The 26,390-nt window shown below is 67.9% G+C and carries 24 protein-coding genes; 11 read left to right on the top strand and 13 right to left on the bottom strand.

Annotation, left to right across the window (positions count from 1 at the left end):
* The first annotated feature begins 954 nt into the window (after positions 1–954).
* Entirely contained in the window at positions 955–1,956 is a 1,002-nt protein-coding gene (locus INQ42_RS12610) for an integron integrase (protein ID WP_194034572.1), read from the top strand.
* On the opposite strand, the gene INQ42_RS12605 is transcribed toward INQ42_RS12610, so the two are convergent.
* Entirely contained in the window at positions 1,953–2,855 is a 903-nt protein-coding gene (locus INQ42_RS12605; RefSeq protein WP_194034571.1) for a LysR family transcriptional regulator, read from the bottom strand. The genes INQ42_RS12610 and INQ42_RS12605 overlap by 4 nt on opposite strands.
* A gap of 109 nt (positions 2,856–2,964) precedes the next feature.
* On the opposite strand from INQ42_RS12605, the gene INQ42_RS12600 reads away from it, so the two are divergent.
* A complete protein-coding gene (locus INQ42_RS12600; RefSeq protein ID WP_194034570.1) occupies positions 2,965–4,524 on the top strand; it encodes an FAD-dependent oxidoreductase in 1,560 nt (519 codons plus the stop codon).
* On the top strand, positions 4,521–4,712 hold the full coding sequence (locus INQ42_RS12595) for a hypothetical protein (RefSeq protein WP_043959441.1): 192 nt from the start codon (positions 4,521–4,523) through the stop codon (positions 4,710–4,712). Before INQ42_RS12600 ends, INQ42_RS12595 begins: the two co-directional genes overlap by 4 nt.
* Before the next feature lie 44 nt (positions 4,713–4,756).
* Here INQ42_RS12595 and INQ42_RS12590 read toward each other — a convergent pair whose 3' ends face one another.
* Positions 4,757–5,497, bottom strand: a complete 741-nt coding sequence (locus INQ42_RS12590; RefSeq protein ID WP_194034569.1) for a GntR family transcriptional regulator — start codon at positions 5,495–5,497, stop codon at positions 4,757–4,759.
* 27 nt (positions 5,498–5,524) lie between these two features.
* Positions 5,525–6,769 carry an acetyl-CoA hydrolase/transferase family protein gene (locus INQ42_RS12585; protein ID WP_194034568.1) on the bottom strand — a complete coding sequence of 415 codons (1,245 nt, stop codon included), beginning with the start codon at positions 6,767–6,769 and terminating at the stop codon, positions 5,525–5,527.
* Between the two features lie 154 nt (positions 6,770–6,923).
* Between INQ42_RS12585 and INQ42_RS12580 the strand changes: the two genes are divergently transcribed.
* The 7 genes from INQ42_RS12580 (at position 6,924) to INQ42_RS12550 (ending at position 14,448) form a co-directional block, all read left to right on the top strand.
* The gene (locus INQ42_RS12580) at positions 6,924–8,285 is read left to right on the top strand and encodes an MmgE/PrpD family protein (protein ID WP_194034567.1); all 1,362 of its coding nucleotides are present in this window, start codon (positions 6,924–6,926) and stop codon (positions 8,283–8,285) included.
* Positions 8,286–8,293: 8 nt separating this feature from the next.
* Entirely contained in the window at positions 8,294–9,679 is a 1,386-nt protein-coding gene (locus INQ42_RS12575) for an MmgE/PrpD family protein (protein ID WP_194034566.1), read from the top strand.
* Complete coding sequence (locus tag INQ42_RS12570) at positions 9,676–11,076, top strand: phenylacetate--CoA ligase family protein (protein WP_194034565.1); 1,401 nt, start codon at positions 9,676–9,678, stop codon at positions 11,074–11,076. The genes INQ42_RS12575 and INQ42_RS12570 overlap by 4 nt, the downstream gene beginning before the upstream one ends.
* A 12-nt stretch (positions 11,077–11,088) precedes the next feature.
* A complete protein-coding gene (locus INQ42_RS12565; RefSeq protein WP_194034564.1) occupies positions 11,089–12,486 on the top strand; it encodes an amidase in 1,398 nt (465 codons plus the stop codon).
* On the top strand, positions 12,483–13,742 hold the full coding sequence (locus INQ42_RS12560; RefSeq protein ID WP_194034563.1) for a CaiB/BaiF CoA transferase family protein: 1,260 nt from the start codon (positions 12,483–12,485) through the stop codon (positions 13,740–13,742). Before INQ42_RS12565 ends, INQ42_RS12560 begins: the two co-directional genes overlap by 4 nt.
* A gap of 88 nt (positions 13,743–13,830) precedes the next feature.
* On the top strand, positions 13,831–14,007 hold the full coding sequence (locus INQ42_RS12555) for a hypothetical protein (RefSeq protein ID WP_194035907.1): 177 nt from the start codon (positions 13,831–13,833) through the stop codon (positions 14,005–14,007).
* A 72-nt stretch (positions 14,008–14,079) separates the two neighbouring features.
* Positions 14,080–14,448 (top strand): hypothetical protein, encoded by a 369-nt coding sequence (locus INQ42_RS12550; RefSeq protein WP_194034562.1) that lies wholly within the window; start codon positions 14,080–14,082, stop codon positions 14,446–14,448.
* Between the two features lie 23 nt (positions 14,449–14,471).
* Here the strand turns inward: INQ42_RS12550 and INQ42_RS12545 are convergent, their stop codons facing one another.
* The 10 genes from INQ42_RS12545 to INQ42_RS12500 all read right to left on the bottom strand — a co-directional run bounded on the left by INQ42_RS12545 (position 14,472) and on the right by INQ42_RS12500 (position 25,541).
* Positions 14,472–15,428 (bottom strand): VOC family protein, encoded by a 957-nt coding sequence (locus INQ42_RS12545; protein ID WP_194034561.1) that lies wholly within the window; start codon positions 15,426–15,428, stop codon positions 14,472–14,474.
* Positions 15,425–16,033, bottom strand: a complete 609-nt coding sequence (locus INQ42_RS12540; protein ID WP_194034560.1) for a LeuD/DmdB family oxidoreductase small subunit — start codon at positions 16,031–16,033, stop codon at positions 15,425–15,427. Before INQ42_RS12540 ends, INQ42_RS12545 begins: the two co-directional genes overlap by 4 nt.
* Positions 16,034–16,072: 39 nt before the next feature.
* On the bottom strand, positions 16,073–17,344 hold the full coding sequence (locus INQ42_RS12535; RefSeq protein WP_228064378.1) for a 3-isopropylmalate dehydratase large subunit: 1,272 nt from the start codon (positions 17,342–17,344) through the stop codon (positions 16,073–16,075).
* 92 nt (positions 17,345–17,436) lie between these two features.
* Positions 17,437–19,563, bottom strand: a complete 2,127-nt coding sequence (locus INQ42_RS12530) for a TonB-dependent receptor (protein WP_194034559.1) — start codon at positions 19,561–19,563, stop codon at positions 17,437–17,439.
* 235 nt (positions 19,564–19,798) lie between these two features.
* Positions 19,799–20,467 (bottom strand): hypothetical protein, encoded by a 669-nt coding sequence (locus INQ42_RS12525; protein ID WP_194034558.1) that lies wholly within the window; start codon positions 20,465–20,467, stop codon positions 19,799–19,801.
* 13 nt (positions 20,468–20,480) lie between these two features.
* The gene (locus INQ42_RS12520) at positions 20,481–21,161 is read right to left on the bottom strand and encodes a hypothetical protein (protein WP_194034557.1); all 681 of its coding nucleotides are present in this window, start codon (positions 21,159–21,161) and stop codon (positions 20,481–20,483) included.
* A 75-nt stretch (positions 21,162–21,236) separates the two neighbouring features.
* Positions 21,237–22,079, bottom strand: a complete 843-nt coding sequence (locus INQ42_RS12515) for a cupin domain-containing protein (RefSeq protein WP_194034556.1) — start codon at positions 22,077–22,079, stop codon at positions 21,237–21,239.
* 105 nt (positions 22,080–22,184) lie between these two features.
* Complete coding sequence (locus INQ42_RS12510) at positions 22,185–23,684, bottom strand: flavin monoamine oxidase family protein (protein ID WP_194034555.1); 1,500 nt, start codon at positions 23,682–23,684, stop codon at positions 22,185–22,187.
* An 84-nt stretch (positions 23,685–23,768) separates the two neighbouring features.
* Entirely contained in the window at positions 23,769–24,707 is a 939-nt protein-coding gene (locus tag INQ42_RS12505; RefSeq protein ID WP_194034554.1) for a VOC family protein, read from the bottom strand.
* A gap of 42 nt (positions 24,708–24,749) precedes the next feature.
* Positions 24,750–25,541, bottom strand: coding sequence for a GntR family transcriptional regulator (locus INQ42_RS12500; protein WP_194034553.1), 792 nt, complete (start codon positions 25,539–25,541; stop codon positions 24,750–24,752).
* A gap of 66 nt (positions 25,542–25,607) precedes the next feature.
* Here INQ42_RS12500 and INQ42_RS12495 point away from each other — a divergent pair, with 66 nt between their 5' ends.
* Positions 25,608–26,387, top strand: a complete 780-nt coding sequence (locus INQ42_RS12495) for an enoyl-CoA hydratase/isomerase family protein (protein WP_194034552.1) — start codon at positions 25,608–25,610, stop codon at positions 26,385–26,387.
* Positions 26,388–26,390 lie beyond the last annotated feature (3 nt).

Here is a 26,390-nt window from a genome sequence, read left to right as displayed (position 1 = left end):
TCAAAAGATTCATCAGGCTTTTATCTCGTATCTGTGCGGTGTCGCGATTGTGGTCATGAGCGGACGCTCTAATTACTTGCCCTGAGGGCGATACCCGCGGGCTGCCATGCAGCTGTCGTACAGATGCCCAACAGTGTGCGAGTAGCCTGCCGAGTTGTACTGCGCCGCCTCTCTCTGGCAATCGTAGTGATCCTGGTTTACCTGCTGCTGAGTGACGCCATTCTTTACCCAGACGGTATTTGAACCACATCCAGCCAGAGCGACGAAGGCAAGAAAAGTGACGATGAGGCGCATATTTTCCCCTTGGAGTTTCGATTGAGGCTAGCGCGCCGCAGTTGTCGTTCAACGGGGCGAGCTGAGCCGGTACAAGCATGGTGCATTGGCGACAGGATCATGCGCAAGCGCCTAACACCGTAGTTAAGCCGGCCCCCAACGCGTTGGCCGGATGCTGATGGAAATGGAACTATGACTTTGCCTGGAAATGGGACTTCGGGGGCTCGGCTTGAACTGCCAGTTAGGTTGCAACGGTAGCGGAGAAAAGTCAGCGGTGAAAGACCCTGCTGGCAGTAACGCGAGAGACGGTGCCTGCGCCCGATGAGCTGCACTGCGGGGACTTGCCCGGTCGCCGCGTTGTGCCCGAGCGAGAAACCTGCGGCGCAGGCCTGCAAATGTCTCCGCTGACTCCGGCAGCGCGGACCAGTCATCTGTTGCGACACCAGAAATTGCCCTGAAGCGACTCAAACAATCGTTGCGACATCGCACTGACGCCCATGATGCTTTTGCTGCGACCTAACACCTATTCGGCACCAAAGTGGTGCCTATTCCTTGTGTGTAATCCGGATAGCCCGGTCCGAGTTTTCAGGGCAAGTCCTACAGAAATCAACGACTTCCGCTGAGCGAAGGTGCCTATTCCCTGGGCCTAATCTGGAAGTCTCTCCGGAACGGACCTGCGCCATGGGATATTCGCACCCGCCGTCGGACGGCGCAACGACCGAGCAGCACGCGCCTCGGCTGCTGGACATGGTGCGGGCGCGGATTCGCCGACGCGGACTGGCGATTCGTACCGAGGACGCCTACGTGAGCTGGATTCGCCGCTTCATTCTTGCGAATGGGAAACGACACCCAAGCGAGATGGGCGAGCGGGAGGTCGAGTGGTTTCTTACCCGGTTGGCCGTGCAGGGAAAGGTTGCGGCGTCAACGCAGAATCAGGCGCTCTCCGCGCTGCTGTTTCTGTATCGGGAGGTGCTGGGTCAGGATCTGCCCTGGATGGACAACATCCGGCGTGCCAAACGGCCCGAGCGACTGCCGGTGGTGCTCACGGTCGAGGAGGTTTCGCGCTTGCTTGTTCAGATGAGTGGTGTCCATCACCTGATGGCCAGTCTCCTCTACGGCTCAGGCATCCGGCTGATGGAGTGTGTGCGCCTGCGTGTGCAGGACATTGACTTCGTGCGCAGCGAGATTCTGGTGCGACGGGGCAAGGGCGGCAAAGACCGGCGGACGATGCTGCCCGCCAGAACGGTCCCGGCACTCCAATTGCACCTTGCGCAAACCAGGGTCTTGCACGAGCGGGATCTTGCGGTGGGCCACGGCGCGGTCTGGCTCCCGGGGGCGCTGGCACGCAAGTATCCCGCCGCGGATCGCGAATGGATCTGGCAGTACGTCTTCCCCTCGCGGTTGCGCAGCATTGACCCGCGGTCGGGTGTAGAGCGCCGGCATCACGTTGACGAGAAGAATTTGCAGAGGGCGGTGCGGATCGCCGCGCAGGCGTCGGGAATCGCGAAACACGCTACCTGCCACACGCTGCGACACAGTTTCGCTACGCATCTGCTGGAGTCGGGGTCGGACATCCGCACGATCCAGGAACTGCTCGGTCACTCGGACGTTTCCACCACGATGATCTATACGCACGTGCTCAATCGCGGCGGCTCGGGCGTGGTCAGTCCGCTGGACCGCTAACCCGCCTGTTCCGCCGCGTTCCGCAACGCCTGCAGCAATCTGGCCTGCGGGTCCGACTGCGGCTCGCCCAGACGGGTGTAAACAACCAGCGGACGTTCCCAGGAAAAGCCCGGTACCGCCAGCCGCGTCCATTGCCGCGACGCCAGCTCGACGTGGACCAGGCGCGTTGGCAGCAGGGTGAGGTACTCGCCGTCGCGGACCAGGGTACGAACGAAGTCCAACGATGAGGATTCCAGCGATTGCGCCGGCGGGCTCAGCCCGGCATTGGTGAAGCGCTGGCGGAACTGGGTCTGGACCTCGCCCAGGCGACGCCCCATGACCCACGGATGGTCCAGCAGATCGGCCGCGGTCAGCCCGGCGCGGCCGGCAAGAGGATGCGACGCGCTGGCCATGATCCGGTACTCGTCATTCACCAGCAGGTCGCGATGCAGGCGCGGATCGGTCTGCAGCATCGTGTCCAGGGCGATCACCACATCCAGCTCCCGGGCCAGCAGCGCGGGCAGCAGTTCCGGCAGGACGCCGCCGGTGACGCGCACGCCCAGCCGCGGCCACGCCGCGCGCAAGGCCAACACCGCCGGTGCCACGACCGAGCCGGCGGCGGTGGGACCGGTGCCGATACGGATCTCGCCCTCGGTGCCGGTCTGCAACTCCTGCAGGCGCTGCTCGAAGGTGCGCAGGGTGTCGTCGGCGGTACGCGCGTGGTCCAGCAGCAATCGTCCGACGGCGGTCGGTCGCGCCCCGCGCGAGCCGCGCTCGAACAGGCGCGCACCCAGTTGCTGCTCCAGTGCGGCGATGCCCTTGCTCAGCGCCTGCTGGGTGCGGCCGGTCATCGCGGCCGCGCGGGTGAAACTGCCATGCTCGACGACGGCCAGGAAGTAGCGCAGTTGACGGATATCCATGCCGGCAGGGTAGGCCAATACAACCTGCGGTTGTTGACGAACCTCGAATTGGTTGGCATCGGCAGCTCAATGCGCCCACCATGCCCTCAACCCTGCAAGGAGGTTCTCCATGGCCAGTCTCTCTTCCGTGTCCCGCTGGGACCAGACCCACGACATCGTCATCGCCGGTGCGGGCCTGGCGGGCATGTGCGCCGCGATCGAGGCCTATGACCTCAACCCCGAGCTGCGCATCCTGATCATCGAGAAGGCGCCCGAGGCCGAGACCGGCGGCAACAGCCGCGTGGCCGGCCAGTCGCTGCTGATTTCGAAGAATGCCGAGGTGCTGGCCGAGTACCAGCGCAAGATGAGTGCTGCCAATCCGATCCCCGAGGACATGCTGGTGCCGTGGTCGGAGGCGATGGTGGCGCTGGAGCCGTGGATCCAGGCCCGCGCCGAGCAGGCTGGTGCGCAATACATCCACGGCACCGGTTTCAGCGATCGCGACGCCGTGCTGGAGTTCCCCGAGTTCGGTGCGCGCGAGGCGGTCTACTGCACAGCGACCATCCTGCCGATCCCCAGCGGCGTGTACCTGGCCTTCCGAGAGAACGTGCGCCTGCGCCCGGGCATCCAGATCGCCTACGAGACCCCGCTCAGGGACCTGATCCAGGATCCGGACACGCTGGAGGTCTTCGGCGTGATTGCCGAGGTCAACGGCCAGCGTCAGGCGATCCGCGCCAACCGCGGCGTGGTGATGGCCGTGGGCGGCTTCGAGGCCAACATGGACATGCAGCGCAACTACTTCGGCCTGTCGGAGGCGCACCCGCTGGGCACGCCACACAACACCGGCGACGGCATCAAGATCCTGCAGAAGGCCGGCGCCGACCTGTGGCACCTGCGCAACCAGGGGCAGTCGGGCGGGATCTGGCCGGGCTTCCGCCCGCCGGGTTTCGAGACCGCGTTCCTGCGCACCTTCTTCTGGCAGAGCTTCAGCTGGATCGAGGTCGACGCGCTCAGCGAGCGCTTCTACAACGAGACCGCCGAGTTGCAGCTGACCCATTACAAGGAGAAGAAGCACGGGCATTGGGTGGACACCCCGCACCATCGTGCCGGCCCGGTGCACATGATCTTTGATTCCGTCACCTGCCAGTACAACAAGCTGGTGGTGGAAGTGATGACCTGGGCGCCGGTGGTGACCGGCTACCGGTGGAGCGATGACAACAGCGCCGAGATCGCCAAGGGCTGGATCGAACAGGCCGACACGATTGAGGAGCTGGCGGCGAAGATCGGTCGCGACCCGGCCAAGCTGCGGGCGACGGTGGACCGTTACAACGCCGCCTGCGCGGGCAAGAGCGACGCGGACTTCGAGCGCAACCCCGACACGCTTTACCCGATCGAGCAGGGCCCGTTCTACGCGATCAAGGTCGATCCGGTGATCGTCTGCACCGGCGGTGGCGCGCGGCGCAACATCCATTCGGAGGTGCTCGATCACGACCTCAAGCCGATCCCGCGCCTGTTTGAGGCCGGCGAACTGGGCTCGATGTTCTCCGACCTCTACCAGAACGGTTCCTACCTGACCGAGGCGATGATCTCCGGGCGCGCCGCCGGCAAGGGCCTGGTGGCGCTGGAAGAGTGGGTGGATGCCGGCGGAACCCACGCGAACGAGATCAGCGCCCGTGAGGTCCCGGCATGAAGGTCGTCACCCCCGCAATGAAGCTGGACGTGCGCATCAACGACGTGGTCAGCGAGGACGGTCTGCTGGTGATGAAGGGGGTGGCCGGCGTGCTGCCGTGCACCACCAGCCTGACCCCGGCCGAGTTCCGCCAGATGATGCGCATGGCGCTGCGGCCATCGGTGCTGAAGCTGCTGTTCAAGCGCTGAGCGAACCTCGCGCGCATCCGGGCCGGCTGCGCGCGCCGGCGCCCTCAGCGCCGCTTGCGCGAAAGTACCATGGAGTAGGCGAAGCGACCGGGCGGATGCTTGCTGATGGCCAGCATCAGCAGCCGACCGGCGGCGTCACGGTAGTGCCGGCGCACGCGCATGGCCGGTTCGGTGCTCTCCACCCCCAGCAAGCTGGCCTCGGCCGGCGTCAGCGAGGCGGCATCGAACACCTGCTCCACCCGCGACAGCCGTGCGGCATCCAGGAAGCCGGCGACCGTGCGCGCCGAGCTGGACAGCTCGAGCAGCTCGGCGCTCGGTGTGCCCGCGCGCACCGGTACGAACATCTCGGTCACCGCAATGGGTTCGCGGTTGGGTTCCTCCATCCGCACGCCGTTGAGGACCAGGTACTCCTTGCCGGCGGCCACCTCAAGCTCCCGGGCCATCTCGCCGCTGGCTTTCTCCGAGCGGGTTTCGAGCACCTGCAGGCGGGTGGTGTTGCCGTATTGCATCAGCAGGTCGAGGCTGTCGATGCCGTGCTCGTAGCGCATCGCCTCGCGCTGGGCGATGACCCGCGTGCCCGATCCGGGACGGCGCTGGACCAGTCCGGCGGTGATCAACTGGGCAAGGGCGGCGCGCGCGGTGTGCCGGCTGACCTGGTGGCGCTCGCACAGTTCCAGCTCGGTGGGCAGCAGGCTGCCCACCGGGTAGTCGCCACGTTCGATGCCGGCCTGGAGCAGGTCGCCCAGCTCGGCGTAACGGGGTTTGCTGCGCTGCTTGGCGGTCATGCCGGGAGTCCTTTCAAATGTGCCATGTCAAAGCCTTTGGGTGATTTCATGCCAGTCCCGCTCCAGCGATTCTCGATGGGCCGGGTCGGCGATCGCGATGAGCGCGCGGGCGCGCTCGTGCACGTCCAGGTGTCGCAGCTGGGCAACGCCATGCTCGGTGACCACGCAATCGGCGTCGATCCGCGCCACGCTGACCGGACCAGCCGGCAACATTGGCACAATTCGGGTCTGCCCTTTCGGCGTGGCGGCGGGCAGGGCGATGATGGCGCGGCCCTCGGGTGCCTGTCGCGCGCCGCGCAGGAAGTCCGGCAAGCCCCCGATGCCACTGAGCTGGCGACCGCCCAGGCAATCGCCGTTGACCTGGCCCAGCAGGTCCACCGACAGCGCGCTGTTGATCGCGGTCAGGCGCGCAATGGCGCGCAAAACGCCGTGGTCATGCGTGTAGCCGACCTCGCGGAACTGCACCCGCGCGGCGACAGCTTCATACAGCGCCTGGCTGCCCAGGGCGACGCCGGCGACGACGGCATCCGGCGCCGGTGCCAGTGCGCCATCCTCGATCAGGCCCAGCAGTCCGTCCGACACCATGCCCGAGTGGATGCGCAGGTCGCGCCGTCCGCGCAGCGCGCGCAGCACCGCCGACTGCAGGCGCCCCAGGCCCAGTTGCAGGGTGGCACGGTCCGGCACCAGCGTGGCGACCTGCGCCGCCACCGCTTCCATGGCCGGGTCAGGTGCGGGGTCCGGTGCTTCCAGCAGCGGCCCGTCGTGCTCGATGGCGGCGTGGATGCGCGACCAGGGGATCGACGGCCCGTGGGTACGCGGCATGCGCGGATTGACGTGGGCCAGCACCTTCGCCGCCCGCGGCCAGGCCGCAGGGGTGAAGTCGGCAGCCACGCCCAGCGAGCACTGGCCGTTGTCATCGGGCGGTGCGACCTGCACCAGGGCAACGTCGAACTGCGCCTCCTGGCTCAGCCACTGCCAGGTGGCCGAGTAGCTCATCGGCAGGTAGTCGACCCGACCGGCCAGCCACGACTCGCGCAGCTCGGCGCTGAGAAAGATGGTGCGTTGCCGCGCGCCCGGGTGCAGGCTGGCAAAGTCGAATCGGTTGACCGTGGGGATGTGTACGCCGGTGAAGCGGACCCCGTCGCAGCGCTCCGGCGCCTGCCGCAGCCACGACTCGAACAGCAGCGAATGACCAGCGCAGCCGGGCGTGTAGATCTCCGCGCCGGGGCGGAGATGATCGAGGAAGGAACTGGCGTCGAGCTGGGCAGGCACGGGGACTCCGGTCCGGGGAAACAGCGGTGGCAGACCCGGCTGGGAGCGGGTTTGCGATGTGCGGAATGCTGATCATATGATATGTCCGGACAAAGTCCGATACCCTGAGTCGGAAAGTCCACGATCCAGCGAGGTGCCACTTGGTAGACGCGGCATGACAGCACAGGCCCCGAGCCTGACCGAAGCCCTGGCCACGCACCTGCTGCGTCCGGTCGACGCTTCCGCGCACCAACGCGCCGCCGCACTGGTGGCGGACTGGTTGGGCTGCGCGCTGGGCGGCTTGCGCTCGCCACTGGCCGCCCAACTGGCAGCGCTGGTGGCCACGCTGCCCGGCGGTGAGGCGACGGCGCTGGGCGCCGGCCGCCGAGACCCGGCATCGGCCCTGCTGATCAACGCGGCGCTGGGCAACGTGCTGGAGATGGACGACGTCCACCGCGGAGCGATCCTGCACGCCGGTCCGGTGGTGATTCCGGTCGCACTGGCAGCGGCGGAAAGCGCCGACGCCACGCCGCAGCAATTCCTTGATGCGGTGGTGCGCGGCTACGAGGCGACCATCCGCATCGGCCGCGCGCTGGGACGCGGGCATTACCGCTACTGGCACCCGACTTCGACCGCCGGTGCGTTTGGCGCCGCGACCGCCGCCGCTTCCATCCTTGGCCTGGACGCCGATGCACTGGCCGATGCGCTCGGTACCGCCGGCAGCCGCACCGGTGGCCTGTGGCAGATGCGCCACGAGCCGGTCCCGACCAAGTCGATCCATAACGCCGAAGCCGCGCGCAGCGGCTTGCTTGCGGCGCAACTGGCCGCTGCCGGTCTGCGTGGCCCGCGCCGGATCCTGGAGGGCGAGCAGGGACTGTTTGCCGCGACCGCGCCCGACGCCCAACCGGATCTGGTGCTCGCCGACGCGCCGGACTGGCTCATCCACAGCACCAGCCTGAAGCCGTGGCCGGCCTGCCGCCACGCCCATCCGGCGATCGACGCGATGCGCGACGCCCTGCGCCAGGCCGGTGGCCTGCCAGTGGAGGCTTTTGTCAGCATCCACGTGACCACCTATGCCGAGGCCCTGCGCTTCTGCGACCGGCCGGAGCCGACCACCGAGCTGGAAGCCAAATTCAGCCTGCAGCACGCGGTTGCCGCGATCGCCTGCCTGGGTCGGCCCGAGCTGGCGCACTACCTGCCTGCGACCATCGAGGACCCGGTCGTGGCCGCCATGCGCGAGCGCGTCATCGTGAGCGAGGACGAGGCGGCGAGCGCCCGCTTCCCCGACCACTACGGCGCCTCCGTGACCGTGGCGCTGGCTGACGGCCGGCGCCTGCACGCGGCCCGCGTGGATGCCTGGGGCGACCCGGAATGCCCGATGCCGGAGGCCGCGATCGCGTCCAAGGCGCTGGCTCTGGCCGAGTGGGGCGGCGTGAGCAAGCAGGCGGCGACCCGCGTATTCGATGCCGTCCGTGAGTTGCCGACGGCGCTATCGCTGCAACCGCTGCAGGCCGCGTTGGCCGGGCTGGACGCATGAGCGAACCCATGCCCCGTCTGACCGAGGCGCTGGTCGCCCATGCGGCCGACCTGCGCTATGAGGACCTCTCGCCCAAAGCCGTCGCCGCGGTCAAGACCTTCATCATGGACGGCGTATCGGTCGGCATCGCCGGCTCCGGCCCGCAGGTGCCGCTCAACCAGACCGTGCGCGACGCCGCCCAGACCCTGGGCAGTGGCAGCGGCAACGACGCCCGCGTCTGGGTCACCGGCGAGCGCCTGCACGCCTCCAGCGCGGCGATGGTGAACGGCTTCCAGATCCACAACCAGGAGTTCGACTGCGTGCACATGCCCGCGGTCGTGCATCCGATGGCGGTCGTGCTATCCAGCCTGGTCACCGCGGCCGAGCAGCGCGGCCGCGTGGACGGCAAGCGGTTGATCGCCGCGGTCGCCATCGCGGTCGACGTGGCGACCCTGATCGGCATCAGCGGCCGCGCGCCCATGCGCTTCTTCCGCCCGGCGATGTGCGGCGCACTGGGCGCGGTCGCCGGCATCGCCCACCTGCATCAGGCCGACGAGGCGACCCTGCACCGTGCGCTCGGGCTGACCTACAGCCACCTGTCGGGGACCATGCAGGCGCACGTGGAAGGCTCGCCGACCCTGGCCCTGCAGATCGCCTTCAATGCGCGCGCGGCGATTACCGCCTGGACGCTGGCCAACCACGGCTTCCCGGCCCCGCACGACTGGCTGGAAGGCCCGTTCGGCTACCTGCCACTGATCGAGGGCGCGTTCGACACCCGCCCCGCACTGGCCGCGCTCGCCGCCGGCGACGCGCAGATCGAGCAGGTCAGCCACAAGGTGTTCCCCACCGGCGGCGCCGCGCACGCCTGCCTGGACATGCTGCGCGAGCTGCGTGGGCGTGAGGACCTGCGGATCGGCGACGTCGAGCGCATCGTCCTGCGCGCGCCGCCGCTGGTACGCCGGCTGGTGTCGCGGCCGTACAAGGCCGGCATGGAAACCAGCTACGCCCGCCTGTGCCTGCCTTACCTGACCGGCACGATGCTGATCGAGGGCCGGGTCGGGCTGGACGCGTATTCGGCCGAAGCCCTCGCCGACCCGGTGCGCGCGCAGTTTGCCGAGCGCCTGCAGGTCGAGCCCAACGACTGCGACGATCCCAACGCGCTGGTGCCGCAAAGCCTGGTGGTCACCACCACGGACGGGCGCGAATTGCACAACCACCGCGATGCCGCACTTGGCTCTCCGGAGCGCCCGCTGGACAGTGCCCAGCAGCTCGAGAAATTCCACCATTGCCTGGACCACGCGGCCCGGCCCTTCGACCCCGCCCGCCGCACGGACCTGCTCACCGTTCTCGACCGGCTGGAGGCGCTCGATGACGTGCGTCGCCTGGTCGACCTACTGATTGTTGAGGCCCCATGACCACCAACGCGACCTATTTCGAATCCTTCGACGTCAACAAACTGCTGGCCGAGTACCCGCTGGACAAAGCCTTCACCGATCGCTTCAGCAGCATCAGCCGCGACGAGCTGTTCGCCGAGCAGGACGCGCGCTTCCGCCGCTGCGTAGCGCGCGCCTGGCAGATCCCGTTCTACCAGCGCCTGTGGGGCGATGCCGGCCTCGAGCCGGGCGACATCACCGGTCTGGCCGACATCACCAAACTGCCGGTCTATGGCAAGCACGAGATCATGGCCTCGGTGGAATCCAAGCCGCCGCTGGGCGATTTCCACGGCTGGCGCGACGGCACCGCCGCCGGCGACACGCCGCTGGTGTTCCACACCACCAGTGGCACCACCGGCCGGCCGCAGCCGCTGCTGTTCAGCCCCCACAGCCGCGAGGTGCAGAACCTGCTGCTGGCGCGCCTGTACCGCTGGCAGGGCATGCAGGCCGGCGACGTCGTCCATTCGGTCTACGGCCACGGCATGATCAATGGCGGCCACTACATCCGCGAGGCCGTGAACCACTTCACCCAGGCGCTGTTCTGCTCGGCCGGTACCGGCATCGAGATGCGCTCGGTGCAGCAGGTCAACCTGATGCGCGACATGGGCGCGACCGTGATCGTCGGTTTCGCCGACTACATCAAGAAGCTGGCCGACGTCGCCCGCGAGCAGGGCCTCGAGCCGGGCCGGGACATTCCGATCCGGATGATTTCCGGCCACCTGGGCCGCGAGTCGCGCGAGTCGCTGTCCAAGGCCTGGGGCGGGGCGCAGCTGTATGACTGGTACGGCGTGGGCGACACCGGCGCGATCGCCGGCCAGGGCCCGGACCAGGACGGCCTGTACCTGATGGAGGACGCCCAGTACGTCGAGGTCCTCGGCGTGGACGACGGCGAGCCGGTGGCCGACGGCGAGACCGGCGACATGGTCGTGACCTGCCTGTACAAGGACGACATCTACCCGATCATCCGCTTCAACACCCACGACGTGACCCGCGTGCTGACCACGCCGTCCTCGCTGGGCATCAACCTGCGCCGCATCGAGGGCTTCCTCGGCCGCAGCGACAACATGGTCAAGGTGCGCGGCATCAACGTGTTCCCCCAGGCGATGGCGCCGATCCTGGAGGAACACGCCGGGTTTGCCGGCGAGTTCATCTGCGTGACCACCCGCGATGCCGCCGGCCGCGACGACCTGGCCGTGCACATCGAGGTCAAGGGCGAGACGACGGACGCCGCGCTGGCCGCTGAGTTTGCCGCGCTGCTGCGCATGCGCCTGGGCGTGGATGTCAGCATCGTGCTGGCCGAGCCCGGCTCGCTGGCGCCGCTGACCGGCATGGAAACGCGGCAGAAACCCATCCGCCTGATCGACAAGCGCTTCGAGTAAGAGTCCGACGCCATGAGCCGCATCGACGCCGCCCTGCTGGGCGAAGACATGACATCGCAGCTGGCCCGGCTGGAGCGCGGCGAGCTCAGCTGCCGCGACCTGCTGGAGCAGCAGCTGGCGGCGATCGATGCCAGCCAGCCGGTGCTGAACAGCTACCTGGCGGTGGATGGCGATGCGGCCCGCCGTGCAGCCGACGATGCCGATGCCCGCCGCAAGGCCGGCACCGCGCGCGCGCTGGAAGGCGTGCCGGTGGCGATCAAGGACAACATCGATGCGGCCGGCTTCGTTACCACCGCCGGCATGGCGACCCGTCGCGACAACGCCCCGGCCGACGCCGACAGTCCGTCGGTCGCACGCCTGCGCGAGGCCGGCGCGGTCATCGTCGGCAAGCTCAACATGCACGAGGCGGCACTGGGCGCGGACAACAACAACCCGCACTTCGGCGCCTGCCACAACCCGCACCGTCCCGGCTTGACCCCCGGCGGTTCCAGCGGCGGCAGCGGCGCGGCCGTGGCCGCCGGGCTGTGCAGCGCTTCGCTCGGAACCGACAGCATGGGCTCGGTGCGCATCCCGGCCAGCTATTGCGGCGTGGTCGGTCTCAAACCCAGCTGGGGCGCGATCAGCACCCGCGGCACAGTCGCGCTCAGTCATCGGCTTGACCACATAGGGCCGCTGGCGCGTTCGGCGCGCGACCTGCGTTTGCTGCTGCCGGTGCTGGCGGGCTTCGACCCGGCCAGCGCGCAGTCGCGGGCGATCCATTTCGCGCCAGCATCCACCGGTCCGCTGCGGCTGGGGGTGGTGGATTTCGGCGACACCGTGGAGTGGGATCCCGGCATTGCCGAGGCCTTCGAGGACGGAATGCGGACGCTGCTCGGTCTGGGCCACCAGCGCGTGGACCTGCCCGCGCCCGCCGTCGCGCCCGGCCATTCGCGCCGTGCCGGCCTGCTGGTGTGCGAGGCGGAAATGCTGATCGAGCACGCCGACGATTGGGAGCACCAACGCGAGCGGTTCTCGCCGCTGCTGCAGAAGTTGATGGCCTACGCCGAGCGCAAGTCGGCCAGCGATCTGGTGGCCGCGGCGCGCGTGCTCGATCAAGCCCAGGTGCAGCTGCAGCAGTGGCTGGCGCAGTGCGACGTGCTGGTGATGCCGACCACGCCGCAGCGCGCTTTTGCCTTCGATACCTCTACGCCGCCCAACCAGGCCGACCTGACGGGGTACGCGAACTTCGCCGGCAATCCCGCGCTTTCAGTGCCGGTGGCGGTAGCGGAAGGCGAACTGCCGCTGGGCCTGCAGCTGGTCGGGGACATTGGCGACGAGTGGTCGCTGATCTCGCTGGCCGAATCCTTCCAGCAGGCGGTCGGCTGGCAACCCTCGCTCCCGCAAGCCTGCAACGACTGGGGGCCGCGATGAAACCCCTGGATGGCGTGCGCGTCCTCGACCTCTCCCGCATCCTCGCCGGGCCGTGGGCCACCCAGGTGCTGGCCGATTTCGGCGCCGATGTGATCAAGGTCGAACGCCCCGAAGGCGGCGACGACACCCGTGGCTGGGGGCCGCCGTGGCTGCACGACGCCAATGGGCAGCCCACCGCGGAGTCGGCTTATTACCTGTGCGCCAACCGCGGCAAGCGCTCGGTGGCGATCGACTTCACCGGCCAGGAAGGCCAGCGCCTGATCCGCGAGATGGCCCGGCATTGCGACATCCTGGTCGAAAACTACAAGGTCGGCGGACTGGCCAAATACGGGCTCGACTATGCCAGTTTGAAGGCGATCAACCCCCGGCTGGTGTACTGCTCGATCACCGGTTTCGGCCAGACCGGTCCGTATGCCAAGCGCGCCGGCTACGACGCCGCGATCCAGGCGATCGGCGGCTTGATGAGTATCACCGGCGAGCCCGAAGGTTCGCCCGGCGGCGTGCCGCAGAAAGTCGGCGTCGCCGCGACCGACCTGATGACCGGCATGTACGCGGTGTCGGCGATCCTGGCCGCGCTGCGCCACGCCGAGCGCCACGGCGAAGGCCAGCACATCGACCTGGCCCTGCTCGATACCCAGGTCGCTTGGCTGGCCAACCAGGCGTCCAACTACCTGGTCGGCGGCGAGGTGCCGCAGCGCCAGGGCAGCGCCCACCCCAACATCGTCCCCTACCAGGTGATGCCGACCGCGGACGGCTACTTCATGCTCGCCGTCGGAAATGATGGCCAGTTCGCCCGCTTCTGCGAGGTCCTCGGTGATCCGGAACTGGCGACCGATCCGCGCTACGCCACCAACGCCGCGCGCGTCGCCAACCGCGACCGCGTGGTGCCGTATCTGGAGCAGCGCCTGGCGACCCGCCCCAGCGCCCACTGGCTGGCCGGCTTGGAAGCAGCCACCGTCCCCTGCGCGCCGGTCAACCGCATCGACCAGGTCTTCGACGACCCGCAGGTGCAGGCACGCGGACTGCGCATCGAGCTGCCGCACCCGACCGCCGGCCACGTGCCCGGCGTCGCCAACCCGGTGCGGTTTTCGGCCACACCGATCGCCTATGGCCACGCCGCTCCCGGACTGGGCGAGCACACCGGCGCGGTCCTGGGTGAGCTGCTTGGGTTGGATGCGACCGAGTTGGCGGCGCTGGGCAGTGCCGGTGTGGTTGGTATGCCGGGGGCGGGGAAGGTCTCAGACAAGAATGACTGATCGCTCCTTCTGGGGCGCACCGTCCGTGTTTGCACCATCCGTCCAACCCGTGGATATTCGTGTCTGACGCCACAGGGAGAGGTGGGCTATGCAAAACAAGACAAAGTTGAGTCATCCGCAGGCGCTGGCGCTCGCGCTTTCTCTGGGCGGCGGGATGGGTGTCGTGATTGGCGCCGTTTTTCACAGCGTGGGCCTGGGGATTGGGGTCGGCGTTGCGATCGCCACCCCGTTTCTGGCGATGCTGGCGAGCAGCAAGCCCCGCTGACCGGTGGAATCTCGCGGTGAGGCGCATTGCCTCGCCGCTCCTGTAAACATTGAATCCTCGTTGGAGCCGGTCATGGATGATCCGCAGTCGCGCCCGTTTTTCGGTTTCCTGACGTGCTTGGCACTCGTGGTGTTGCTGTCATTCGCCGCGCTGGTCGGCTACTACGGAGCGGCGTGCAATGACAGCGGCGGCGCGGTCGGCTGGGCGCTGCTTGTCGTGATGTTTGGGCCGCTCGTGTTTCCCGAGGCAGCCCTTGGCGTGCTGGTTCTGGGGACGGTTGCCGCGCTTGCGGGCTCAGTCTTGCTGCGACCGGCCGAATCGATCAAACGCTTCGGCGTGACCTGTCTGAGCGGCGTTGCCGCGACACTGATCACTCTGGCGGCGAGCGAGAAGATCGCGAGCGCGGCCAACGCCTACGAACGGTGCGGCGTCGGTTTCTGAGCGACGGCGCGTGCCGCGGCGCGTCAGCAGTCCACAATCAACTGCACGTGCTCGCCTGCCGGGCCGACGAGTCCTACATGGCGCGCAACGCCGAGTTGGACATCGCCGATCAAGTTCCAGCCGGCCGAGGCAAGGCCTTCGGGCAGTGCGGCCAGTCGAAGGGCGATGCTGTGTTGGCCGGCAAACCGGCGCTTCGCATCCATTGAATCGAAAGAAAGTACGTCGATGTCCGCGATCGCTTCACGCGCCGCCTCCAGACCGGAATCGTCAGGCAGTTTCACCTCGTCGATCTCCACCATGCACTGTCCCGGCAGCGCGACGACCGCAACGGGGTAGCGATCGCCGAGATCCTTCCCGAACGCGTCGTTGAGCACGGTGATCTTGGTCTCGAACGCCCAGCCGGGGTGGCCGGCCAGCGCCGCCCACGCGGCCTGCGAGGCGTCGCGGTCGGGCGTGGACATCACGCCGATGAAGCTGTGGGAAAACCGTTCATCGCTCATCGGAAGGTCGAAGGGCGGCACGGCGGCCTTGATGCTGGTCAGGTAGAGCATTTCCCCGCAGGGACCGAGCACCTGGCTGGCGCGGATCGCGGGGCTCAGTTCCAGGTCGGCCGGCGGGCGCAGCACGCGGAAGGGCGGGCGCAGATCGGCGACCAATGCATCGACGTCGGCGACGAGGACCTCCAGCGACAGCCAGCCATGGCGGAACATCGGTTCCAGCTGGCGCGCCTGCGGGTCTTCCACCATTCGCACGACGGCTTCGCCGGCCGGGTTGGCGAGCCAGGCCACCGGCGCACCGGCAAGGTCGGCCAGGCCCAGGACCTGGGCAAGCTCGCTGTCCAGCGGGTGGCGCGCGGCGACGGCCAGGCCCAGCTGTTCGCGATAGGCGGCGCATACCGCGTCCAGATCCGGCGCAATCAGCGTTACGTGGAGGATGCCCTCACGTCGGAATGTCGGTCCGGGCGACGCGGCTGCGCTCACGCAGGATCACCGGATGACGCATCGGTACCCGACGCCGTCTCGGCGTCCGCCGCAAGCTTGCGGGCCAGCCACGGCATCAGTCCGCCGACGTTGACGATCTCCATCAGCTCGGGCGGAATGCTCTCGCACCGGTACTGCTTGCCGCTGGTGTGGTTGATCACCAGGCCTTCCTGCGGCCGCACTTCCACATCGTCACCGCGCTCGGCCTGAAGGTCGGGGCAGGTGAGGGCGGGCAGGCCGAAATTCAGCGCGTTGCGGTAGAAGATCCGCGCAAACGAGGTGGCGACGATCGCGCCGACGCCCAGCACCACCAGCGATTGCACCGCCTGCTCGCGCGAGGAACCGATGCCGAAGGACTTGCCGCCCACCACGATGTCGCCGCGCTGCACGTCACTGGCAAAGTCCGGGTCGATCGCTTCCAGGCAGTGGCTGGCCAGCACCTCGGGCGACTCGCGCATATACGGGCCCGGGGCGAGCAGGTCGGTGTCGATGTTGTCGCCGAACACGAACGCGCGGCCACGCCGGCTCAGCGCGCTGGCCGCGGCGGGAGGGAGGTCGGTGGTCCGGATATCGATCGGCTTGTCGGGGGTGGTGTCAGCGGTCATGGCGTGCTCCGTGGGGCGGGGTTTTCGCATCTGCGGCCATCACGCCGGTTCCGCCAGCAGTTCGCGCGGGTCGCAGATGTAGCCCTTCACCGCGCCGGCCGCCACGCTGTAGGGCGAGCCCAGGTAGACCTGCGCCTGCGCCGAGCCCATGCGGCCCTTGAAGTTGCGGGCAGTGGTGGACAGGCCGACTTCGCCCGCCGAGTACATACCCGCGCCCATGCCGGCGCATGCGCCGCAGCCCGTCGGCAGCATGATCGCGCCGGCTTCGGTCAGGATCTCCAGGGTGCCATCGGCGGCAGCCGCGCGGGTCATCGCCACCGACGCCGGGGCGATCAGCAGCCGGGTGTTGCTGGCGATCCTGCGGCCCTTGAGCACCTCGGCGGCCATGTGCAGGTCGGACAGCTTGGCGCCGGTGCAGGCGCCGATATAGCCCTGGTCGATGTGGATCGGCTCGTACTCGGTCACCGCGCGGCTGTTGGCGGGACTGTGCGGCGCGGCGATCTGCGGTGCCAGCGTGCCGGCGTCGTAGTTATGTTCGGCCAGGCACGCTGCATCGGGATCGCTTTGCCAGCGCGCGATGTCGCCCGTGAACGGTCGGCCGGCTTCGACCAGCGCGGCCAGTGTCTTCTCGTCTGCGGCGACCATGCCGGTTTCCGCGCCCAGTTCGGCCGACATGTTGCACAACACCATGCGCTCGGACATCGACATCGCGCGTACCGCCGCGCCGTCGTACTCGAAGGCCTGGTTCTCGTTGCCCATGCCGAGCGTGGCGCACAGGTAGAGCATGATGTCCTTGGCGCTGACGCCGGCGGCCAGCGCGCCGTCCCAGTTCACGCGTACCGTCTGCGGCACCTTCAGCCACAACTCGCCGGTGACCAGTGCGCCGGTGATGTCGGTCGCGCCGACGCCCATCATGAACGCGCCGTACGCACCGCCACTGGGCGAGTGCGAATCGCCGCCGACGCAGAACATGCCCGGCTGCACGTGGCCGCCTTCCTGCAGCACCACGTGGCAGATGCCGAGCATGTCGTAGTGGCGCACCCCGGCCTGCTGCGCCCAGCGCCGGGTGAGCGCCAGGATCTCCGCACTTTCCAGATCGGTGGCAGGGACGAAGTGGTCGCTGACCACCACCACCTTGTCGGGATCCCACACCTTCGCGCCGAGCTGCTCCAGTCGCGAGGCCACCCGCCGCGGGCCGCCGGAGTCATGCATCATCAGCAGGTCCAGCGATGCGGTGACGATCTGCCCGGGGCTCACGCTGTCGCGCTGACAGGCGTGGGCGATGATCTTTTCGGCCAAAGTTGCTGCCACGCGTGTCCACTCCGCTATTCAAGTCCTAATGTTATATCTATATACCAAAAAGGCCTGCAATGGCAGGCCTCCCGGTCTGGTTCGCGCGTCTGCTACCAGAACTTGTAGTTGAAATCGATGCCGTAGGTGCGCGGCAGGGTGGGGTAGATCACGCCAACGCCCAGCCCGGGAATATCAAAGCCACCGGCGGACACCCGGGTGTTGGTGAGGTTGCGACCCCATACGGCGACCGACCAGTTCGCGTCGGTGGGTTCATAGCCGATCCGTGCGCTGGCCTGGGTGTTGGCCGGGGTCTTTATCAGCTCCGACAGGTCCTGGTTCTGATAGAACATGTCGGTGCGCGCGACCTGGGCGTTGAACACCAGTTGCGCGGCGGCCAGTGGCTGTACGTAGGTGGTGCCGATCTGCCACTGCATTTCCGGCGCCTGCTTCAGGTCCCGGCCCTCGAACTTGTCCTTGTTGATCTCCGCGTAGTCGCGGTACTCGGCGTCGATCGTGCCGATGCTCGCGCTCAGGTTCCAGTTTTTGGTCAGCTGGGCCTGGGCCTCCAGCTCGATGCCCTGGATCAGCGCGCCGGTGGCGTTGGTGGTGACGTACACGCCGTTGGGGTCGATCGCCGACAGCTGCAGGCCGCCGTAGTCGTTGCGGTAGTAGGTCGCGTTCAGGCGCACGCGGTTGTCCCACAGCGTGCTCTTGATGCCGGCCTCGTAGGAGCGCACGGTCTCCTCGTCAAACGGGGTGATCGTTGCCGGTGTCGTGCCGCGTCCGTTGAAACCGCCACTCTTGAAGCCGGTCGACACGGTGAGGAAGCCCATCACGTTGTCGGTGAGGTCGTAGTCGGCCATCACCTTCCAGTCCGGCTTGGACCAGCGGCCGTGGCGGTTGACCTGGAAGGTCTCGTTACCCGCGCGATCGCGTCCCAGCACCGACAGGTCCTTCTTCTCGTGGCTGAAGCGGCCACCGGCGGTGAGGTTGAAACGATCGTTCACCGCGTAGGTCGCCTGGGCGTAGGCCGCCAGCGCGGTGGTGTCCTGGGCGATGTCGTAGACGCCGCCGATGCCGAAGATGTCGTTGCGGGTCGGCTGGTCGTTCTTCTCGCGGAAAGCGAAAACGCCAGCGACCCAGGTCAACGGCCCATCGCCGGTGGAGACCAGTTGGGTTTCATAACCCCGCTGGCTCTGCTCCTGGTCCTGCATCAGGTGGTAGAGCAGGCGGTCGGTGCCGTCCACGTCGACGTAGATCTGGTTGTCCATGCTGCGGTAGTGGGCGATATGACGCCACAGGACGTTGTCGAAATAGGTCTCGAAGGTGAACGCGGCGCCGAACTGGTCCAGATCGTTGATGCCGCCCACCAGGTCGCTGCGGGTGGTGTACAGGTTCTCCAGGCGCGGCACGGTCTTCCCATCCACCATGGCTACCGGCACCGCGTAGCTGGGAGTTGAGCGCTCGCGCAGACGGTCGATGTTGAGCGAAGCGTAGGAGTTTTCCGCTACCGGCATCGAGAAGCCGATGCGCGCGGCGTTGACCTTGCTGTCGTTGACGTCCTTGCCGCTGACCTGCTCGCGGATGAAGCCGTCACGGTTGCGGGTCAGCGCCGCGGCGGAGAAGTCGAGGGTCTCGCCCAGGCGGGTGTTGTACATGACCCGCATGTCGGCGCGGCCGTAGTTGCCGACCGTGGCATCCACCTCGAGCCGCTCGTCGCCCTTGGGCTTGCGGGTGATGTAGCGGATCGCGCCGCCGGTGGCGTTGCGGCCGTACAGGGTGCCCTGGGGGCCACGCAGAACCTCGATGCGCTCCACGTCGTAAAGGTCGAACATCGAGCCGTTCTGACGCGGGATGTAGACATCGTCGATGTAGATCGCCACCGCCGGGTCGGCGGTGAAGATCGACTCGTCCTGGCCCACGCCGCGCAGGAAGATCTTCGCGCCCGAACTGGTCGAGGTGTTCTGGTCGATGGTGATGTTGGGCACGTGGAACTTCAGGTCATCGACCCGGGAGACCTGCTTGCGCTTGAGCTCCTCGGCGTTGAGCACGGTGATCACCACCGGCGTGTCCTGGACCTGCTCCTCGCGGCGCTGGGCCGTGACGCTGACGCTGTCCAACTGGACGGCCTGGCTGCTGGCGTCTTCCGCCGTCGCCTGCTGGGCGTGGACGGGCATGCTGCCCAAGGCCGCGGCGACTGCCACTGCCAGCGCGCACCGATAAAGTCGTTCGCTCACCAACACCTCCACACTCATTGACGTTGAACCACTGGATTGAACCTATCGATATATCAATAGGTTTACCGGGTCAAGAAATGTCCGGACAATTTGCAACGGCTGTCCCGCAACCATTGGACAGGAGCCGGATCGGCACAGCACGCCGCCCGCCACGGTAAAGTCAGCCGGGCGCGCGAAACAGTCGTCGGGTTGGCGGAGGCACCACCGCGCCGGAGCGCTCGCCGCCATCAGCCTGCTAGAAAACCCCTTTCGTGCTGCCCAGCACGGCCGCGATCACCAGCGCGATCCAGATCACCCACACGGGAACCTTCACCCTCGCCATCAGACGCTGCAGCGCCACGTCGTCAGCGGGCGTCGCGCTGCCGTCGGCCACCTTGGCCAGCATCGGACCGAACGGCTTGAGCTGGACGCGGATCAGCAGGCCCATCGCGATCGACAGCGCCATCATCGCGATCTTGATGCCCAGCCACGGCGCCGGGGTGATCAGGCCGCCGGCGCGGGTGGCATCGACCGCGAGCCAGACGCCGGCGGCCACGACCAGTACCCGGAACACGAAGTCGACCCGGCCCAGCCGGCGGCCCCACGCGCTGTTGCCGAGCTGATGCACGGTCCACGTCAGCGCCAGCCACGCCAGGCTCAGCACCCACGCCAGCGGCAACCATCGCTCCAGCGACGGCATCAGGCCGATGCCGGTGGTGAGGGTGAGGCCGATCGCCGCCGTCAGTACCAGCGCCGTGCGCGGCACCATGTCCAGGATCAGCATGGCCTTGGTGGCGAACATCCGCACCGGTGTCGGGGTCTTGGGGTCGACGATGAAACCGCTCAGGTAATACACGGCCAGGTCGGTGCCCAGCCAATAGCCGATCACCAGGATGTGCGCGGCGCTCCACAAACCGAGATTCATCAATGCAGCGTCCTCAGAATGCCTTGGCGGCGCCGATCAGGCAGACCGTGGAGATGCCGATCCAGTAGAAGTAGGCCAGGCCGCGGCCGATCCTGATCGAGCGCTCCAGCGTGGCCTCGATGGCGGCGTCGGGCGCCTGGTCGAGCTTGCGGAACATCACCGTCCACTCGCGCATGATGAAACGCAGCTTCAGGCCGATCACCAGCAGGCCCGAATAGATCAGGACCTTGGTCGCGTACCAGTTGGGGCCATCCTCGCCACCGCTGAAGGGGCCATGGCCCATCAGCGAGGAGATAGCGCAGATCGCCAGCAACGGGATCAGCACGAACCGCACCGCCTCGTCGATCCGGGTCAGGCGGATGCCCGCGTCGGTGTCGCGCTTGAAGAACGCCGCCCAGCACAGGCCCAGCCAGGACAGGCCGAGCACCCAGAACAGCACCAGCCAGCCGCCATTGAGCGGATTCACTCCCCACAGCGTGCCCATGTGCAGGCCCAGCGGCAGCAGCAGGATGATCCCGGTACGCGCCAGGATGTCGATGCGGTAAGCGGTCTCCATGTGGCGGCGGCGTTCGGCCAGCGGCAGCGACCGGTTGATCACCTGGTAGCTGGACTGGAACACGCCCCATTCGCCGCCCAGCCAATAGACCATGGCGAGGATATGGGCCCATTTGAGCAGGATGATGGTGTGGAACATGCGGCGGTCTCCCGGGGTGGAATGGCTGGCGTGGCTGGATGGCGGGTCTTGCGGTCGTGCGGCGGAGGGCGGACCTCAGTACGGCGCTTCCAGCGGCGCCGGCGGCTGGGCGATCTCCTCCAGTTCCGGTGGCAGCACCGGCTGGTAGGCCTGCTTGTAGTCGAAGTGGTGCTGGTCGCTGCTCCAGTGGTTGATGTGCGCGCCACCCACAAACCGGATCAGGATCAGCGAGCCGCCGCGCGAGCCGTAGGGCCCGTGCGGGATGCCCGGCGGCCGCCAGAAGTACGAGCCCGGCCGCATGGTCCCGTATTCCCCGGTCAGGTCACCGGCGATCAGGAACGCCTCTTCCGGCGTGGGGTGGTGTTCCTTCGGCCCGCGCCAGTTGGTCGGGTGGGTCTGCGGCGCGGTCATGAACAGGAAGGTCTTCTGCTGGGTGACCGGATCGATGCGCAGGATCTTGCGGCCGCAGGCAAGGTGGTTGAGCCGGTAGTCCAGCACGCTGCGGTCCCACACCATGCGGTAGGTGTCGACGAAGGACACCGGCGGGGTGCGGTCCTCCGGCGCAGGCTCGTCGCTGGACATCAGGCGTGGACGGCTGTCGAAGAAGCGCAGGACCACCGCGCCGTCGGGCGAGTAGGCGCCGGCGCGCGGGTGGCCGGCCGGGTAGAAGCCGTAGCAGCCTTCGGCGTACTCGAAGCCGTTGAGGTAATAGCTGCCCGAGAGGACGTAGAACTCCTCGTCGGCGGCGATGCGGCTGCCCTGCTCGAAATGCAGTCCCGCGTCCATCTTTGACAACAGCGTGCAGGCACCGGTCTCGTCATCCACGCTCAGGGTCCGGGTCCAGGCGCCCGGCAACAGTTCCTCGGGCTCCCAGGGCAGGGACTGGTTTTGCAGGAACTCGGTGTGCGGCCGGGCCATGGGAACTCCTTGTGACGGTGGATCAGCGCGAGCGCAGGCAGCGCAGGCGCAAGCAGGAAAAAAGGTGGCGCGGGCGCCGGCGCAGCGGGGTCATGCGCAGCGGGGTCATGCCGACGCGTCAGTGCGGGCGGCGTCCTTCTCGGCCGCGGCAATCTCCACCGCCGCGCGCAGGCCGGACGCCAGGGCGGCCTCGATGCCGGGCTGGTCGAAGGAGGTGTGCTCGCCGGCGAAATGGACCCGCCCCAGCGGTTGTGCGGTCCACTGCGCGGTATCGGCACAGCGGCCCGGAGCGATCTCGGCGAACGCGCCCATCGCGTAGGGATCGCGGCCCCAACTGCGAACGGCCAACACCTCGGTGGCGCCGTCCGCGGCAGGACGCCACCCCGCCAGTTCGCGCTGGGCCCAGCGGCCGATCTCGCTGTCGTCCATCTGGTCGATGGCTTGCGCGCCGCGGCCGTTGACCCAGACCAGCAGGCGCTCGATGCGATTGTTGGCGTCGGGCACACCGAACACGCGCTCGATGGAGCCGTCCAGCCACATGTTCAGCGGCAGGCCGTCGGCCTCCCAGAAGGGCTTCAGCGGCTTGAGGTGGATCGCGGTGACCGCGGTGAGCGCGCGTTCGGCCCACGCCTTGCGCTGCTCCGCCGGCGGTTCCGGCGAGAAGCGGACCTTGCCCAGCGGGCCCGGCGGCAGGGCGACGACGACCCGCGGCGCCCGCCAGCGGCGGCCATCGGCGGCGACGACGACCACGTTGTCATCGTGTTGAACGATCTCGCTGACCTGGGCACCGAACTCGACCGGCTGCTTGAGGCGGGCGGCGACCGCTTCGGGCAGCGCCTGCGTCCCGTCCGCCATCGAGCCGACCGACTGCGGTCCGCGACGCAGCATGGCGTTGCGGCGCAGCACGTCCAGCGCGCTGACCTGGTCCAGGCCGTTGTACGTGGCCCCAACGTCCATGGTGTCGATTGCAGCGGTCGACCAGTCGCGCGCGGCCAGCCAGTCGCGCAGCGGGATGTCGTGGGCGGCCAGCGCGGGCGCCAGCCATTCGTTGATGTTGGTGACCGGATTGGCTTCACCGCCGGTGGCCGCCGACAGCAGCGCGGGCGGCGCAATGGCGCGCTCGCGCCCGCTGAAGGGGTTGAGCGCGCTGCCAGCCCAGTCCCTGGCGTTGATCAGCGTGCCGCTGACACCGACCGCGGACGGGCCGCCGAAGCGGGCAGCCATCGCCTCGGGCGTGGGATCCAGGATGCTGACGCCGACGCGTGGCGCCAGGCCACGGGTCATCCAGTAGTTGCCGCCGATATCCGTGGCGCCGACGTCGAAGCGCTGACCGCCGGCTTCCACCGTGTGCATGCGCCCGCCGACGCGCTGGCCGGCCTCAAGCACCACGACCCTGCGGCCCGGGTTCTGTTCTTCCAGCAACATTGCGGCGTGGAGACCGGCAATGCCGGCGCCGAGGACGAGGATATCCGCGTCGATTGCCTCCGCCGTTCCGGCGTCGCCAGTGGAAGGACCTGCGCCCGTCCCACCCCAGCCGCAGCCCTGCAGGAGCAGGGGCGTGGCACTGGCGGCAGCCAGCATCTGCAGGAATCGGCGTCGTTGCATGGGCAGCCCATCAAAAGACCTAATGAGCTATCTATATAGCAACTTCAGCGGAAAGTCAGTTTGATCTGGATCAATTGTCGCGCTTCAGGCGCGCCGGTAGATCTCCAGCAGCTCGCCGTCGGGGCCGAAAAGGGTCGCGACATCGCAGGCACCGAAACCTGGAAGGGCGAGCTGTGCACGCGCTACCGGCTCGCCGCCCAGTGTCTGCAGGTGCTCCAGGTCGGCGTCCACGTCCGTGCTTTCGAAGCTGGCGGACAGGATGCCGATGTTGGGCGGCACCGCCTTGTCGCGCAGCGGTGCGTCGGGCAGGTGATCCATGTCCAGGTAGGCGAACATCTCCACCCGTCCGGGAATGATGGTGCCGTCCTTGAGCAGGTTGATGTTGTGGATGCGCACCGGCTTGTCGGTGCCCAGCAGGTCCTGCAGCTCGGGAAAGTCCAGGGTCTGGTCGAACAGCGTCTGGTACCCCAGCGCGCGGTAGAAGGCGGCCGAGCGCTCCACGTCGCGGGTGGCGATCGCAACCGTCTGCAGCACGCTGACTTCGGTCTCCAGCGGGCCGCGCAGCTCGCCGCCGCGATCGTAGGAAAACACGTCCAGGCGAATGCCATCGGGATCGTCGTTGATCGAGTCGCGCACAGAGACGTGCTCGCTGACCTCCCAGGCGCTCGGCTCCTTGCCCGAGCTGCCACCGGCGGCCTTGACCGCGTTCATCGTGTCCAGGGCATCGCGGCTGCGGAAGTTGAGCGCGTAGAAGCCCGAGCCGTTGTACAGGTTGTCCTTGTTCCAGATCCGCTCGCCGGGCGCGTCGAAGGACAGCAGGCGGATGCGGCCCAGGCCCGAGTCGTCTGCGGCGATGATTGCGTAGCGGCCGGTCAGGGCGGTATCGAAGCGCCACAGCGCCGCCAGCTCGGGCGAGATCGGTCCCGATTCCTTGACCTGGTACTGCAGCGCCGAGGAGTAGAACGCGCAGGCGTTGTCGAGGTCGCTGACCCCGAGGGTCACCAGCTTCACTTCTGACAGCATTGAGGAGTCCTCAAAGACGGGGAGGGAGTACCGCGCCGCCGTTCAACTGGCGCCGGACGGCTCGTCCAGGTCCAGCGTCATCTGGTAGCTGAACTGGTCGGGGCGATAGAGGATGTTGAGCAGGTCGACCAGACGGCCGGACTCGTCGAAGGAGTGGCGCTCCAGCGCCAGCAGGGCGCTGCCGGGATCCATTCCCAGATGCATCGCGACCACCGCGTCGGCGTTGACTGCCGACAGGGTCTGCTGCACCTGCCTGATCTGGATGCCGATGCGTTCGAACAGCTTCAGCCGCGAGGTCGTCGCCAGGTTGTGCTCGTTGAATTCGCCGTGGCCGGTGAGGGTCCAGCTGGTGTAGTGGCCAAAGGGCGTGCCGGCCCGGCTGCGCACCCGCACCGCGCGCGCCAACGGCTCGCCAGGCTCAATCCCGAACAGCTCGCGCACCCGCGGCGGCGGCGCGACACGGCCGAACTCGACCACCGTCGCCTGGGTTTCCTCGCCCAGGATATGCAGGTTCTCCAGCAGGCCGATCAGCGGCCCGCGTACGGGCTTGGGACTGGCGCGATGGATGACGTGGGTGCCGCGACCGCGCTGGCGCTCCACCAGTCCGGCGTTGGCCAGCTCGTCCAGGGCGCGCTTGGCGGTGATGCGCGAGACGCCAAAGGTCTCGGCAAGGCCGAATTCGGTCGGCAGTTGCGCTCCATGGGGCGGGTCGCCGGCCAGCACGCGCTCACGCAGGATGTTGAAGATCTGGTGGTACAGCGGCAGCGGCAGGTCAGGGCGCAGCAGTTGTCTGAGATCGGGGGACTGCAACGAGTGAACTACCTGACCTGCCATCGCGCGCTTCCATCCTTGCCTTAATGCTATAACTATAGATCATAAGTGCGCTGCAAAAGGAACGGTATGCAAGCGAGCAATGACGTGGTCGGTTGGCAGCTGGACGACAAGGTAGCCCGCCTGCGGATCGACCGCCCCGCGAAGCGCAATGCCTTGGCAAGCGTACATTGGGCGGCCATCGAGCGCTGCCTCGCCGAGATCCATGCCAGCGATGCGCGCGTGCTCGTGCTGGAAGGCGTGCCGGGCGCGTTCAGTGCCGGCGCCGACATCGATGAGCTGGCCGAACTGCTCGCTCATCCGTCCGGCTTCGTGGCCAGCAACGCCCAGGTGCAGCGCACCCAGTTGGCGTTGCAGCGCTCGCCGTTGACCACCATCGCCGTGATCGACGGTGTCTGCGTCGGCGGTGGGCTGGGGCTGGCGCTGGCCTGCGATTTCCGCCTCGGCAGCACCCGCAGCCGGTTCGGGCTCTCTCCGGCCAAGCTCGGCCTGGTCTACAGCCCCGAGGACAGCCGCCGGCTGGTCAACACCGTGGGTCTGGCCCGGGCGCGCGAGATGCTGCTGACCGGACGCCTGCTGTTTGCCGCGACTGCCCTGGAGTGGGGCCTGCTGAACCGCATCGCCGGCGATGACGGCGTGGATGCCGCGCTGGCCACCCTGCTGGCGGAACTTGATGCCGGCTCCGCCAGTGCACGCGCCGGCATCAAGCAGGTGCTGGCGTACCTGGGCGGCGACGCCGAGGCCGGCCAGGCCGCCGCCACCGCCGCATTCAACGACGCCTTCGCCAGCGCCGATTTCGCCGAAGGCGCGGCCGCGTTCCTGGCCAAGCGCAAACCCGATTTCCAGTGAGCC

This window comes from Lysobacter avium (assembly GCF_015209745.1).
In the GTDB taxonomy this organism is placed as follows: domain Bacteria; phylum Pseudomonadota; class Gammaproteobacteria; order Xanthomonadales; family Xanthomonadaceae; genus Novilysobacter; species Novilysobacter avium.
Note: the sequence above shows the minus strand (reverse complement) of the source record. Positions and strands in the feature narration are given on the sequence as shown.